17 protein-coding genes are annotated in these 14,456 nt (G+C 35.7%); 2 read left to right on the top strand and 15 right to left on the bottom strand.

Features of this window, described 5'->3' with window-relative positions:
* Nucleotides 1-13: 13 nt before the first annotated feature.
* The 3 genes from C1A05_RS09230 to C1A05_RS09220 all read right to left on the bottom strand — a co-directional run bounded on the left by C1A05_RS09230 (nucleotide 14) and on the right by C1A05_RS09220 (nucleotide 2,782).
* Nucleotides 14-853: a M15 family metallopeptidase gene (locus C1A05_RS09230; protein WP_234998458.1), complete on the bottom strand. Its 840-nt coding sequence runs from the start codon at nucleotides 851-853 to the stop codon at nucleotides 14-16.
* Nucleotides 854-923: 70 nt separating this feature from the next.
* Nucleotides 924-1,562: a methyl-accepting chemotaxis protein gene (locus tag C1A05_RS18565; protein WP_441346757.1), complete on the bottom strand. Its 639-nt coding sequence runs from the start codon at nucleotides 1,560-1,562 to the stop codon at nucleotides 924-926.
* A gap of 977 nt (nucleotides 1,563-2,539) precedes the next feature.
* Nucleotides 2,540-2,782, bottom strand: a complete 243-nt coding sequence (locus tag C1A05_RS09220) for an IDEAL domain-containing protein (RefSeq protein WP_102027935.1) — start codon at nucleotides 2,780-2,782, stop codon at nucleotides 2,540-2,542.
* 357 nt (nucleotides 2,783-3,139) lie between these two features.
* Here C1A05_RS09220 and C1A05_RS09215 point away from each other — a divergent pair, with 357 nt between their 5' ends.
* The gene (locus C1A05_RS09215; RefSeq protein WP_102027934.1) at nucleotides 3,140-4,006 is read left to right on the top strand and encodes a cation diffusion facilitator family transporter; all 867 of its coding nucleotides are present in this window, start codon (nucleotides 3,140-3,142) and stop codon (nucleotides 4,004-4,006) included.
* 44 nt (nucleotides 4,007-4,050) lie between these two features.
* Here C1A05_RS09215 and C1A05_RS09210 read toward each other — a convergent pair whose 3' ends face one another.
* From C1A05_RS09210 to C1A05_RS09190, 5 genes are all read right to left on the bottom strand, one after another.
* Nucleotides 4,051-4,542, bottom strand: a complete 492-nt coding sequence (locus C1A05_RS09210) for a hypothetical protein (protein WP_373419467.1) — start codon at nucleotides 4,540-4,542, stop codon at nucleotides 4,051-4,053.
* A 66-nt stretch (nucleotides 4,543-4,608) separates the two neighbouring features.
* Nucleotides 4,609-4,902 carry an AzlD domain-containing protein gene (locus C1A05_RS09205; RefSeq protein WP_102027933.1) on the bottom strand — a complete coding sequence of 98 codons (294 nt, stop codon included), beginning with the start codon at nucleotides 4,900-4,902 and terminating at the stop codon, nucleotides 4,609-4,611.
* The gene (locus tag C1A05_RS09200; RefSeq protein WP_102027932.1) at nucleotides 4,899-5,639 is read right to left on the bottom strand and encodes an AzlC family ABC transporter permease; all 741 of its coding nucleotides are present in this window, start codon (nucleotides 5,637-5,639) and stop codon (nucleotides 4,899-4,901) included. Before C1A05_RS09200 ends, C1A05_RS09205 begins: the two co-directional genes overlap by 4 nt.
* A gap of 114 nt (nucleotides 5,640-5,753) precedes the next feature.
* Nucleotides 5,754-6,473 carry a hypothetical protein gene (locus C1A05_RS09195; RefSeq protein WP_102027931.1) on the bottom strand — a complete coding sequence of 240 codons (720 nt, stop codon included), beginning with the start codon at nucleotides 6,471-6,473 and terminating at the stop codon, nucleotides 5,754-5,756.
* Between the two features lie 15 nt (nucleotides 6,474-6,488).
* Nucleotides 6,489-6,941, bottom strand: a complete 453-nt coding sequence (locus tag C1A05_RS09190) for a LytTR family transcriptional regulator DNA-binding domain-containing protein (protein WP_102027930.1) — start codon at nucleotides 6,939-6,941, stop codon at nucleotides 6,489-6,491.
* 579 nt (nucleotides 6,942-7,520) lie between these two features.
* On the opposite strand from C1A05_RS09190, the gene C1A05_RS09185 reads away from it, so the two are divergent.
* A complete protein-coding gene (locus C1A05_RS09185; RefSeq protein WP_102027929.1) occupies nucleotides 7,521-8,777 on the top strand; it encodes an MDR family MFS transporter in 1,257 nt (418 codons plus the stop codon).
* Nucleotides 8,778-8,806: 29 nt separating this feature from the next.
* Here the strand turns inward: C1A05_RS09185 and C1A05_RS09180 are convergent, their stop codons facing one another.
* The 7 genes from C1A05_RS09180 to C1A05_RS09150 all read right to left on the bottom strand — a co-directional run bounded on the left by C1A05_RS09180 (nucleotide 8,807) and on the right by C1A05_RS09150 (nucleotide 14,392).
* Nucleotides 8,807-9,286 (bottom strand): DUF2512 family protein, encoded by a 480-nt coding sequence (locus C1A05_RS09180; RefSeq protein ID WP_102027928.1) that lies wholly within the window; start codon nucleotides 9,284-9,286, stop codon nucleotides 8,807-8,809.
* Between the two features lie 195 nt (nucleotides 9,287-9,481).
* Nucleotides 9,482-9,685, bottom strand: a complete 204-nt coding sequence (locus C1A05_RS09175; protein ID WP_102027927.1) for a sporulation histidine kinase inhibitor Sda — start codon at nucleotides 9,683-9,685, stop codon at nucleotides 9,482-9,484.
* Between the two features lie 294 nt (nucleotides 9,686-9,979).
* Nucleotides 9,980-11,995: a peptidoglycan D,D-transpeptidase FtsI family protein gene (locus C1A05_RS09170; protein ID WP_234998457.1), complete on the bottom strand. Its 2,016-nt coding sequence runs from the start codon at nucleotides 11,993-11,995 to the stop codon at nucleotides 9,980-9,982.
* Between the two features lie 131 nt (nucleotides 11,996-12,126).
* Nucleotides 12,127-12,441, bottom strand: coding sequence for a winged helix-turn-helix transcriptional regulator (locus C1A05_RS09165; protein WP_102027925.1), 315 nt, complete (start codon nucleotides 12,439-12,441; stop codon nucleotides 12,127-12,129).
* Nucleotides 12,442-12,504: 63 nt separating this feature from the next.
* A complete protein-coding gene (locus tag C1A05_RS09160) occupies nucleotides 12,505-12,999 on the bottom strand; it encodes a DUF1648 domain-containing protein (protein ID WP_145997306.1) in 495 nt (164 codons plus the stop codon).
* A 201-nt stretch (nucleotides 13,000-13,200) separates the two neighbouring features.
* Nucleotides 13,201-14,013, bottom strand: a complete 813-nt coding sequence (locus tag C1A05_RS09155) for a bifunctional hydroxymethylpyrimidine kinase/phosphomethylpyrimidine kinase (protein WP_102027923.1) — start codon at nucleotides 14,011-14,013, stop codon at nucleotides 13,201-13,203.
* Between the two features lie 79 nt (nucleotides 14,014-14,092).
* Nucleotides 14,093-14,392: a hypothetical protein gene (locus C1A05_RS09150; protein WP_102027922.1), complete on the bottom strand. Its 300-nt coding sequence runs from the start codon at nucleotides 14,390-14,392 to the stop codon at nucleotides 14,093-14,095.
* Between the last annotated feature and the right edge of the window lie 64 nt (nucleotides 14,393-14,456).

The following is a 14,456-nucleotide window of genomic DNA, read 5'->3' as shown; positions in this document are numbered from 1 at the left end:
AGAACACCTCCCATTATGGTACTAAATTAAAAAATTCCTCTAATGTAATTTGTTGTTCGTAAATTTCTTTTGCGACATCTTTACCGACATAGCGAATGTGCCAAGGTTCATAGCTATATCCTGTTATCTCTTCCTTACCTTTTGGATAACGGATAATAAAACCATACTCGTGCGCATGCTTTTCTAGCCATTCCCCTTCTTTTGTTTGACGAAAGTCTTCCTCTAAACTAAAGGCAACTGTTGCTGCTGAGACATCCATTGTTAAACCAGTCTGATGCTCACTATGCCCAGGCATCGCAGAGTATTTTTGGGCATGCTCTAGACCTTGTGTTTCTACGTTATAATTATAAATGGCTTTCTGACGTTCAAAGGAACGATAACCAGATACTGCAACTAATTCCATACCTTGTTTAGCAGACTCTGCAAATAATTTTTCCATTGCTTTTGCTGCAACTTCACGCATTTGCTTTTTTTCATTCCATTCATCAAAAGAAAACGGAACATTAGGAACTACTAAATCTTCTGGCTCATAACCATCTGGTAGTTTTCTTTGCTTATTTACAACCAAATGTATGTCGTTGGGATCTGATATGACAACAATCCCATCCTCATTTACATAATCTTCTTTCTTCTCTTGCTCACCATTAATGTTGTCTTTCTGCTCACTAGTTTCATCTGAAGCTTGATCCTTTGCTTCATCATTAGGAACATCATCAATTGATTCTTTTTTATTTAACTCTTTTTCAATCGTAGAATTATCAGTTGACTCTTTTGGTGATGTTTCATTGCTTTGACAAGCGGACAGAAAAGTAATAATGATAAGTGTAATAATACCTATTTTCTTCATAGCCATTACACTATCCCTTCTATAGTTAACTTAACCACAATTAACTATATCACGCGTGTAAATGAGCTATCAAAGGTTAATTTTGGATTTTATCTCTGAATTCGGATTGTTTTTCGAGCTGTGAAATCGCTTCATGTGTTTCCTTAACAGCATGAAACAGTGCCTTTTGCCGTGTTAAATTCGTATCCACCGTTACTTGTAGTTGATCCATTGTTGCTGTGGATTCTTCAATTAATGATGCCAGTTCATTAACAGCCACATCTATACCCTCCGAAGATTTTTGAATTTCACCTGCTTCTTCTCTAAATAGAATGAGTTGGTTTATAAACTGACTATTATTTTCAGAAATAGCGTGTAAAGCATTGGAAACTTCACTTGTAATGGTAATGCTTTCGAATAACTTTTCACTATTAACTTTTACTTCTTTTTGTGTATCCACAGCTCCATCTACTACATTTTTCAAATTGGAATCAATTTGTTTCGCTGTGTTGTTAGAACGCTCGGATAATTTTCGAATTTCATCTGCAACTACAGCAAAACCTCTTCCATACTCCCCTGCGCGAGCAGCCTCAATACTAGCATTTAAAGCTAACAAGTTCGTTTGCTCTGCAATATCTTGTATCTGATTCGTAAAGTTCGTTGATTGTTTTATATGCTCCAATAATAAACTCATCTTGCTTTGCATGCTATGGAAGGATTGTTCGAAACCTTTCATTGTGGCAGTCAATTGTTGAATATTACTCTCTCCAGCTGTTGTTGAGGATTGGATTTTTTCTCCTTCTTGTGCTAGCTGGTCAAACAATTGCATTAAATGCTTCACGCGCTCATTTGATTGATTCGTTAGGGTTGTAATATCCGAAACAGAATTAACTTGTGAATCTGCTGCACTGCCCATTTCTAAAAAGGATTGTTTCATTTCCTGCATTGCATCCGATTGGTATCGACTATCTGTATTGATTTGTTTCATATAGGCATATACTTTGGATGCTGTTTGTTGAATGGTACGATTTTGATTATCTAAATTATGTAACAGATCCTCTGATTGTTCTAAGGAAGTGTTTACATTACTTAATAGCTTTTTTGCTAAAACCACTTGAATGTAGAGAACCGAATAGACCAATGTAAAAAATACAAGTGTCATCACAATCGTTCTACTATCAAAGCCAAACATGTGACCTTTTTCTAAAACAAAATAGAGAATTAATCCAATCCCTATTATTGCGCCTGTTGTTAAAACCTTTATGGATAAAGAGATTGCTGCAACTGCTAATAAGAAAAAGGTAAAGAATATATTGGTGAAATAATCAGATGTATTCATAATAATAAAGGAAACGCTTCCAATTCCGATTAATGCAATATACGGTATAGCAAATGTAAAACGATCCTTTGCATATAAAGCGCCAATGATTAGTACAAAACTTGCCCCGACACCACCTAATGATAATTTGTTTAAAAGAGGCGCACCTACAAGAAATTCCGCAGTTAAGCCAAGTAAAATGGCTAAGCTTAAAATTTGAAGCATCATACGATTTTGTCTTTTACTAAATTGGTCTTGTTCAAGTAAACTTTCCATTACGATTCCTCCATCCTCCAATGTACCCATATAACTGTATTCTCCAAAAATAGACAAAATCCTTTTCTTGTCGAAAATAAAAAGGATTGGTACTTAGCACCAATCCTTTTTAACAGCATTTATTCCCAAGTATATGGTTCATATTTCTTACTTAATTCTTCAAATTTATTTCGATTACCATTATCAATTGCTTGATTAATCTCTGATTCTAATCTTAGTTTATTTCCACAGTAAAACACTTCATCTAAAAATAATCTAGAAGCTAATTTTATTTCATAAGGAATTTCTATTTTTGCTGTAATTGGCTTCTTAGAACGACGGTTCGGTTTCACAAGAAAATAAGATGTCTTTTGTTTTTTCATGGAACATACCCCCTGTTCCCTTTTTTCTATTATCCTAGAAATCACATATAAAATCAATAATTATTCAGAATATTTTATATATTTAACCACTTTCTATAATTATATGGTTGAAGGAACATATCGTTTTAGACAAATAACCCAAATACGAAAAATATCCAATTTGTAAACGGATTTTTACGAAACTTTAATACAAAAATAAGAATCAGGATTTGTGAAAATTGGATAGAGTTTGCTAAGGTCAAAAACATTTAACCCCTTCAAATTAACTGCAATTTGTTATCTTTTTTTCTCTAGACCCAACGTAAAACCTTTTGATATTCTATTAAAGCACTTATTGTAAGTACGGAGGATATATAAATGCAAGAATATAATGATCTAAAGCGTGGGGAGAAAGGGGCTTGGATTAGCATTATTGCTTATCTACTCCTATCCGTCTTTAAGCTAATCGTTGGTACAATTGGTGGTTCAGAAGCGTTACGAGCAGACGGTTTAAATAATGCAACAGACGTAATTGCCTCGATTGCCATTTTGATTGGAATCAGAATATCAAGAAAGCCACCTGATTTAAATCATCACTACGGTCATTTCCGGGCTGAATCCATTGCATCCTTGATTGCAGCCTTCATTATGATATCTGTTGGGATTCAGGTAATTACAGACACAGTATCCAAATTAATCGAAAACGAAGCCTCCACACCTAGTATATTAACGGCCTATGCAGCAGTCATTAGTGCGGTTGTCATGTTTTTCATTTATCGCTATAACTTAAAATTGGCCAAAAGCACGAAAAGTAGCGCCATTTATGCGCAGTCTCAGGATAATCTTTCTGACACACTGGTTAGTATGGGGGCATTTATTGGAATTATTGGCAGCTTATTAGGACTAACCTGGCTTGATCTCGTTGCTGGCTTCATTGTTGGGGTTTTAATTTGTAGAACAGCAATTGGCATATTCCGGGACGCAACACATACATTAACGGATGGATTTGATAGTCAGGAAATCAAACGAATGAAAAGCAGTGTAGCAAACGTACACGGAGTAGAAGTTGTTAAAGATATTAAGGCGAGGATGCACGGTAATCATGTATTAATTGAATTAACTATTTTGGTTAACCCTACTTTAACAGTAGAGAAGAGTCACCAAATTACGGAAGACGTTGAAAAGTATTTACAAGAACATTTTGATGTTCATCATACCCATATCCACATTGAACCATATGGATAAAAAACTGCTGCATGAGGTGCAGCAGTTTTTTTATTATTACTCTTTTAAGAACATGTAAAAGATGCAACGCTTTCTGTATCAAATCCAGTATAGCGCCATTGTTGTGCACGTCTAAACCAACGATAACCCGCTACAGATCGGCGACCGATAAAGACTGGATAGAACCAGAATGATGTTCCATTTGTTAATCGCACTCGAGTAATACGCCTCAGGCATCCTTGGAATGATCCTGGATCAACCGCGAAAACAGACGGTCCTCCAGCTCCTTGTGTTCCACCGCCAAATCCTCCCTGTCCAGGTGGTGCAAACGGTGGTGGTCCTCCAATTCCACCTTGGCCTGGCGGGCTAAATGGTGGTGGCCCCCCAATTCCTCCTTGGCCTGGCGGAGTAAACGGTGGACGCCCTCCTTGTCCTTGACCTGGTGGTGCAAACGGTGGGCGACCAGATCCAAATTGTTGACCAGTTGGTTGCTGAAACATATCAAAGAAATCACCTAAGTTTTGGCCGAATTGGCCCGGAAAATTTTGCTGTGTCACTTCCTCTTTCCCCTCCCTACATAAGTGTCCCTATAAATTATGTAAGGGATAGGAAAAAGGTGTTTGTCATAAAGTGAATAAATAGACTGTAGTAATTGCGCCTAAAACAGCAATTATCACGTTCACCTCAAAGAAAGCAATAATAATTGCAACCATGCCACCCAATATACCTATTATTGGTTTATCCGGGATTACAGACATGATTCCAGGAAAAATTAATGCCCCTAATGCTGCATACGGTACAGCATCCAACCATTTATTTACCCAGCTTGGAAAAGAGACTTTGTCTACAATAAAAACCGGGATTAGACGTGGGAGCAATGTTACAATCGACATGCCTATAATGATAGTCCATATCATTTTTCCTCATCCTCCTTTAGAAGAAAGATTCCAAAGAAGGCTCCAATAACTGTAGCAATTACGATAGCCCAGCCTTCACTTACCTTTAGATTAACAAGCATAAAGTTTATTATCATGCTAATTACTGCTATGAATCCAACTCGCACTTCTTTTTTAACAGAAGGTACTAATAAGCCAATAAACATTGCATATAATGCAATATTCATACTCTGACTCAATTTTTCCGGAACAATCTCACCCAATAATCCCCCAAGAAGAGACCCACCTACCCACGCTGAATAGGCTAGTAGAGTTATGGTAGCAAAAAAGACCTTTCCGTATTTTTTATTCGCTTCACTACTGTGTAAGGAAGAGACAGCGAAGGTTTCATCTGTTAGCCCTAATGAAAGCGGTATTTTCCAACTTATCGGAAGCGCTCGAGATTTATTCATAAAAGACAAACTCATAACAAAATGGCGGAAATTAAGAATAAATGTTGCAATCACAACCTCAAGCACGCTTGTTCCCGCACCAATCATTCTAGCTCCCATAAACTGTGACGCACCTGCAAAAACGAGAATACTCATTGCGGTGAGCTGAACAAGACTTAATCCGGTTTGGACGGCTAGTACCCCGTATGCAATGGCAATTGGTAAATAGCCTAAGAAAATTGGAAATCCCTTTACAAATCCTGATCGAAATGCATGCTGCACCGAACTAGCTGAAGTAGGTATATTGTTTAGTGTTTTTGCCTCCATGACATCCCTTCCCCCAGTTGTAATTATTTTGAAAATTGGTATTATTATATCTAAATTTATTTTATTTGCAAAGGAAAGAAACCATGAAAAAAAGGATGCAATGACACACATCCTTTACATACGTAGGTGATCCTTCATTTTTTCATATTCGGATTTCAGCTGTTTAAGATTGCGAAGGTATACGAAAATGAAACTCACCGTCACTAGAATGAAAATGACCACATATCTAATTTCGGTAAAAGAATTCGGATTTATAAAAAGCGCATTTCCAAAGTATAGGCTAATGACAACAGTTAAAATGATAATGGAAAACGCCTTATCGTATAGTAGATTTCCTTTTCCAATTGTTTTATCTTTCGTATAGGTTAAAGAAAACCCTATACGATAATGATTTAGAAAAATAGATATTTGTGTCGTAATTAGCGCATATACATATTGTATAGTAATTAATTCTAATAAACTATTCTTTGAATTCGAAAGTTCCCCATCAAGTACTCCAAAAAAGTCTAAAGCTCCAAATACTACCGATATGAGCAATACCGGACCAGCAATATATCCAACCAAAGTAACTAACATCGCTTGTCTTACGTTTGCAACCATAAATAGTCTGTAAAAAAGAAATAATGCTAAAATCAATATACTTTCACCTAAAAAGTAGCCTATTTCTAAAAAGTTATAAAATAAAAGCGAAATACTTGATATAAAGAAGCTCATAATTGTAATTAAGAGTTTATTGGAACGAAATGGCAATCGGAAGAGCACTATAGTGATTAACAGGGAAGCAAATGCCTCCATAGCTCCAAAAAAGATTTCCAAAATATAATAATAAACCAAATCTTCAAGTCCCCTTTATTCTTTTTCTAGTTGAGAAAACACTTGTTGTTTCGCCTTGGAAAGTTTCTTGGTAACTTGTACATCTGTATTATTTGCAATTGCCCGTTTAATTAATGGAGAAAACAAACGTTGTTTAATTTTTGCAATCGTAGTAAAGTTACGTTCTTTATCTTGCTGTTTTTCAAAATATATTTTCCCAAGCTTTTCATCATAGTCTTTTACGTTTTTCATATTCACTAAATTAATTCGATCTAACGATACAAATCCATTCGTTTCGTTTAAGACTTCTTGTATTTGCTGCAGCTTTGTAATCTGATAATACTTATTTTGACCTATATAATAAACCAGATGTCGATTTTCCAATTCGATAAAATCTACTTCCAATAAATTTAAAGTATATGGTTGCATAGTGCCATCATCTCGTCGTTCTAATACCGTCATGTACATGTTTTGTTCATCTTTTGTCATTATAAATTCTCCCAGCTAGAAATTATTATCATGAATCCTTTTCATTGTCAATAAAAATTCGCGTACGTATACTTACCTTTTTATTTCATATATGCACCATTATAATAATAAGTGAGGAATAAAAAGAAATTGTCTTCTCTACTAGAGAGATGAAGGTGGATAATTGACATACTAGTTTTGACCTTATCTGATCGTAAAAAAACATATAGAGTAGCGTCTAACATAAAAAAATGATCGATAAGGCGATTAGGTCTTACTAAGCGTATCTTAATTATCCATCTATAACCTATTAACGCATTCCTAAATTCTAACATATATACCCTTTCAAAGGTATACATAATCACCTAATCATTTACTTTTTTAGATCCATTTCGCAATGGATCTTTTTTATATGGTTTTTATTATCGCAGCAATGATGTAGGATAAACTTTTCATTTTCCCCAATGCGACGGATATCCTCTCCGCCTTAAGTCGGTTTTCCATTTCTCCCTATGATTGTAAAATGAACTATAGTTTTTCGGCTCTTTTTCGAGTAGAATCTAACATAATACTGCGTCGACAACGAAAGAAGGTGTAAATGTGACAAAATTTAGAGAATACCATCGAAACATTAAAATACGGATTGCCCAAATATTTCTATCTGATATGTTAGCTGGTGCGATATTTCCATTTATGGCAATTTATTTTGCTAGCTACTTTGGTGCTTCCTTAACTGGATTTTTACTTATTTTAAATATCGTAGTTGGAATGATTGTTGGTCTATATGGGGGATATTATGCAGATCGAGTTGGAAGGAAAAAGCTCATGGTAATAGCCGGAACCATTCGTATGGTGGCCTTTTTCTTGATGGCATTTGCCAACTCACCTCTATACTTTTCACCAGAATTAACCTTTGTTATGGCCTTGCTCATTAACGCCTCTTTCGGTCTGGATGGACCTGCTGCTGATGCGATGATCATTGACATATCGAAACCAAAAGAACGGAAAGGGGTCTACGCACTTATTTACTGGAGTTTTAATTTAGCATTTGCCATTGGTGGTGTAATTGGAGCACTCTCCTTTAAAAATCATCTATTCGAGCTACTTATTGTATTAGCAGCCTTTAGTATTATCTCCAACATACTTGTTATATTTCTTATTAAAGAAACACTTACAACCCCCGACACTTCTATTCAAAAGGGGGTATTGAGGAGTATGTTAAAGAGCTATAAGGAAGTGGCCGTTGATAAATTATTTCTCTACTTCATTTTAGCGAATCTTTTAATTCAATCGTTAGAAAATCAACTGGAAAATTACATCGGTGTGCGGTTAAATGAGGAGATGCCTACGCAATCGTTATTTTCCTTAGATGTGAGCGGAGTAGAAATGCTTGGATTTTTAAAAACGGAGAATACACTACTAGTCGTTTTGTTAACTGTATTTGTTACAAAATGGGTATCAAAGTTAAATGAATCGAAGGCTTATCTTAATTCCATTATCATTTTTACGATTGGTTATGTTGCCATAAGTTATTTCAATAATATTTGGTTGCTATTTATATTTATGATCGTTGCGACTATTGGTGAGCTTATGCGAGTACCAATCCAATCCGATTATATGGCAAGTATTCCATCCGATGAAAAACGAAGCTCCTATATGGCCGTTTATGGAATGGTCTTTAACGGCTCTATGATGCTCGCTTCCTTCTTTGTTACACTTGGTGCTTATCTTAATAAGGAACTCATGTCCTTATTAATACTACTTTGCGGAGTTGTAAGTATCGGGATATCTAAAAAAATATTACCGGAACTTCAAGAACGTCGAACAGCAGCTGCAGAAGCTGCCAGCACAAAATAGAAGGAATAGGCTAGCTTTGGTGGCTAGCCCTATTCTTTTTTCTCTTTCTTTTCATTTTTCCGTCGAACATCATATGGAAAAACTTCATCAGATGTTTCGGTTCGTAATCCTTTATTTATTAATTGCCGTACATGAGGTTGATCCTCATCCGTAAATTCTGATTCTCGAAATAATCGGTGTTGTATAAAAAAATGAAACAGCACTTCTCCTAACGCAATAAACATAGCACTAAATGCTGCTGCATTTCCCGCATGTCCATAAGGAAGACCTAATACAATGCCATAAAAAAAGAGGACTAAAAAGGATAACGCAAAATCTGCCAAGGTTGCTGTTACATTACCGAATCTCCTCAAAATTAAAAGATCACCTAACAAGTAAGCTGCAGCAACTAATACAATGCTAATAAAAAGCCCATTCCATACGTTTACATTCTGAAAGGCAGAAAATATAGAAAATACGACAATAGCAACTAGACCAAATTTAATTAAAAGGGCTAATCCGTGCTTCATCTTTAACACCTCCAACCTTATTGTCTACTACTTTATATTTCCTATTCGTTGGAAGTTTTATTCTTATATAAGAATAATAAGTTGTTAATATTTTCAATTGAGAACATTTGGTGAAAAAGATATAGATGAGTCCTGAAGATTCATCTAGTGTAGGATGCTTACGCACTTGATAAACGTGTGTTTATGAAGGGATTTTTAGGAGTTTAGATCAGGCGTCATTGGATGCGCTACGATGGATTGATTTCTTTTTTTCTTTGTATTTGTGTTTTCTACCTTCACAGATAATCCTCGATTATTTAATTCTAGTTCCAGTAAAGAAATAAATTCCTCATCGAGTCTTAGAAATTTTGCATTTTCATAAGCCTCTATTAACGTTTTGTTTGAAAGTTGTTGAAACATAATACCACCCTTAATAACTATCTTTATCTCTACTATTTTTCCACTATTCACTATATTACTTTAGTAATACTGGGATTTCAACTCAATTGATTGATTTGCTTAAATATTTGTTCAATTAGCACAAATATTGAGAAGATTTTACAATTCCTTGGATTGGGTTCTATTATTACGGGATTGAAATAAGTAATGCTCCCATGGAAATGCGACCTTCTTTCATTATTCGGATATGAAATATAAATTTTGACATAGTGGAAACCTTGGATTTATATAATCCTAAAGCGTAAACAGTCCAAATCAGCGATCAAAATAAGCAGTCAAAATACGTCTACCAATATTTAAGTTAATTCCTGTTTCCGTATCCAATCCAACCCTTGGTACAACGATTGCAAAGGCGATTTCTGGGTCGTCAAATGGAGCGTAACCTACTAAAGTCAAATTCTCCGTTTCCTCTACTAATTGACCATTTTCATAGATCAAATGTTGGGCAGTACCCGTTTTTGCGGCTACATCATACGGTAATGCACTTAACGCACTACCAGTACCTCTTGATCCATGTACAACTTGATACAGACCATATTGAACCTTTTCTAAATATTCATCATCCATTTCAATTCTATTTAATACTTCAGGTTGAATGGTTTGATAGATAGGTCCTAAATGATCATGTTGAGATGGATATCTTATTTCCTTTACTAAATGTGGTCGTATTCGATAACCATCATTTGCGATTGTCGATATATATTGTGCTAATTGTAACGTTGTAAAAGGCTCATATTGTCCAATGGCATAGTCCATTAAATATCCTGCAAGCGAATCATCCCCTTGTAAACCGGTTGCCTCATATGGAAGATCAATGCCAGTCTCTACTCCTAAACCAAACTGTTTAAAGTAATTTCTCATCTGCCGAAATGAATCTGGATTGTAATCTAATCCTTCATCGTAAACATACGAATAATCTCCTCCCATACGCATTGCGATATAGAACATAAACACATTGGAGGACCTTTCTAAAGCAGTTAAGTAATTAACATCTCCTAAATCTGTCCAGGAGCTTTTTTCCGGTGTTCCTTTAATTTTAATAGGCTCATCATGAAAATACGTATCTTCCTCAATTACTCCTGAATCAAATCCCGCAAGTACAGTTGCCCCTTTAATAGCTGAACCTGGTAAATGGGCGTCATATACAGTTCGATAAGATTCATCTTTAAAATGAGCAGCCTCATCATCTAATTCCCGGTAATAGCGCATTGCAGACATTGCCAATACTTCTCCATTTTTAGGATTCATCATAACAACCATTGCATCCTGTAGATATTTGTTACCTTTTGGATCTTTCTGAATAGCTTTAAGTAATTCCTCTTGTACAATCTCATCTACCTTTTTCTGCAGTTCTATATCGACAGTCAAAACTAAGCTCTTCCCCTGCTCTCCTTTTTGAATGAGCTTTGTATCAATGACATTCTCTTGTTTATCTGTTACATGTTGATATATGTTCTTTTTTCCTTTCAATACGGTTTCATATTGTTTTTCTAAAAAGCTTTCTCCGACCCGATCATTTAAGCTATACTGTCTTGTTAAATAATAATCAAGCTCCTCCTGTGGTAAACCATCTTTATGTTCGGTTAAATTACCAATAAAGTTACGGAATGTAGTACCGTATGGAGCATGCCGCTTCCAATCTATAGATACGTTGATTCCGGGCATTTCGTTTACATGTTCCGCAACCTTGGCATATTCCGCTTCGGTAACTCCTTCATTTTTTATAATATAAGGTGTAAATTCTACTGCTAAATCTAGTTCTCTCTTTATTGCGATTATTTCTAGTTCCTCTTTAGAAAAGGAAAGATCCTCCTCTGTGATACGGTCTAGTATGGTAATATATTCTTCTTTGTCATCCATTTTCTCACGTTCTTCATCAGTTAATTTACGAAAAGCATCTTCTCTTCTCGTCAAAATCCAATAATCTTTCTGGTCTCGTTCCGTTATGGATTCCGGTTCTTTTTGTATGTACTTTGCTAATGTTTGGGCTATTTCTAATTTATCTTGTGGTTGAACATTTTTTGGAGGCGTATAAGTAATTGCATATCTAGGTAGGTTGTCTACTAACAGATTACCATAACGATCGTACATGAACCCTCTTGGCACCGGATGCAAGGATACCGATTCATCCGTTGTGTCTATAACCCTTTGTGCTTCCTCTCCCTTTAGGATTTGTACAATACCAAGCTGAATGATTAAAAAGCCAAACAGCAAAAATATAATAAAGAAAATTAGATTCAGACGAAACGGAAGATGCGTTTTCTGCCTCACGAACATACCCCCAATTGAATACAATGCTATATATCTATTGGTCTAGTATGTATATATGCAAAATAGAGAAAGAAAAAAACTAAGGATTACGAAAAAGTTTCGTAATCCTTAGTTTTTACTTCATCTTGTAACTATTGATATTGTTCTACCCATTTGTCCGACCATGTTTGAAGTGCTCTTATAACTGGTTCAAGCTCTCTGCCTTTTTCGGTTAACGCATATTCTACACGAACCGGAACCTCCGCGTAAACCGTCCTCGAAACAATTCCTTCTTCCTCTAGCTCCTTTAGGCGTTCAGATAAAAGCCTACCACTTACAGGAAGAGCCGATTCAATTTCAGAAAACCGTTGGGCGCCAAACAAAAGCTGGTATATAATTAATCCTGTCCACCGTTTATTAATTAAAGTCATCGCTTTTTCAAATTTCGGGCAAAGTTGATGATCCATTTGCCTCACCTCTTTTGTTACCCATTATACCTTTAATTATTCCTCTCTACAATAAACAACTTGTCACTTTATTTTATACAGCCGGTAGATTAATAGGCCGATTGTGGTGAATAATGTGATTAATACTGCAGGTAAATACCAAACTCCCAATCCACTTTCCCCTAAAGAAGCTTGGATTGTTTTATAAGCACCTATTGTTATAAAGAAGACGATTTCAAAGTTTAGGATACTCATGAACAAACGTGATGTTTTATACAATCTCTCTGCATTTTCTTCTGTCACTTTTACTGGGAAGCTGTGTGCATAAGGAAACTGATTTAAAAGATACAGTAACAAAAATAGAAACGACCCAATTATAGGAAGTATTAAAACACTTCCTTTCCCGCCAAAACGGTCAGCCTCACCCGTTGCATTAAAATGACTAGGAACACGGTCAGGTAGAGTATCCCAAATAACGATAATATAAATAAAAGTGAATAGGATCATTAGAAAAGATAGGATATTTACTATTTTCTCTGTTTTCGATTTCGGAACATCTATTTTAGGATGCAAATCCATGAGCTTTCCCCACTTTACTTTTTGTTCTGTAACTCCTTTACGATTAAGTAGAGCAATCGGTTTCGTTTTTGTTTTAATCTTTCCTACGTTCTTAACCCATAAGAAAAAATCCAAACAAAAGCAAATTCAATTGAGAATTTGCAGTTTCGCTTGGATTTTTCTTTATTAAGACTATTTATATCTTATATATTTTGCGAGAGATTATTCACCAAGTAGGCGTAAGCCCCCGTGATGTACAGCACCAACATACTGATTTAGCTCATGTCCGTGCTTAATTGCTGCTGTAATGAATTTTTTAGCAGCGTAAATGGCTTCTTTTGTTGATTGCCCTTTAGCAAGCCCTGAAGTAATGGCGGCAGCATACGTACAACCGGCACCATGTGTGTAGTTTGTATTAATTTTTTCCGTTTCCAATAGTTCAAATTCCTTGCCGTCATACAATACATCTACAGCAGTAGGGTGATTGATTTTACTTCCACCTTTAACAAGAACATGCTTTGCTCCAAGCTCATGTATTTTCTTTGCCGCTTCCTTCATTTCTTCTACATTTGTGATAGCTCCAAGACCACTTAGCTGCCCCGCTTCAAAGATATTAGGCGTTACGACTTCTGCAAGTGGTGTAAGGATATCACGAAGTGCATCCGCTAACTCTGGGTATAGTACTTCATCAGCACCTTTACAAACCATAACAGGGTCTAAAACAAATTTATTTAACTGATGCTTTTTCACTGTTTCTGCTGCTAATTCTATAATCTCTACTGTAGGTAGCATACCCGTCTTTAATGCATCAACTCCAACACCTTCTACAATCGTAGATAGTTGTGCTTTTACCGTATCAACCTCTACTGGGTACGTATCATGTGACCAGTTATTATGTGGATTCATTGCAACAATAACCGTAAGAGCAGACATTCCGTATACTCCATGCTCTTGAAATGTTTTTAAGTCAGCTTGAAGGCCTGCTCCACCGCTACTATCGGATCCTGCGATTGTTAATGCCTTTGGTAATTTCATTTGTTGTACCCCCTAGTACTAAAATTACTTTTATTATAACTAGTCTGATTGTATATTTCATCTCTGACATATTATTTTTTTACCCTTTACTCCTTCTATACTTTCTTTTTGATAATGCACGTATAATGAAATAACCAAGGAAAGTATAGAAAATCATGCCAAAAAGAGTAGCTAAATCAATAAAGAATATCCCATGTAAGTCGGTACTTTCAAAAAACGGTTTTAGTGGTAAAATAAGTGGTTCGCTTAATATATAAACAATGGAAACAAAGGTTGAAGTTGGCTCTAAATCAAAAATTTTTAACAGAAATCGAATCCCGAGCAATAATTGAATAGTCCCCATTAGAATGTACATAATATGGATGGCGTATTTCTTCATATATGCCAATCCCTCCCTAAAGTTCCTCCTTATTCGCCCCTTTATGAAAGCATATTGATTGAGC

Origin of the sequence: Salirhabdus sp. Marseille-P4669, from assembly GCF_900240405.1 — a bacterium.
Lineage (GTDB): Bacteria > Bacillota > Bacilli > Bacillales > Alkalibacillaceae > OEQK01.
This window is presented reverse-complemented; position numbering and strand designations above follow the sequence as displayed.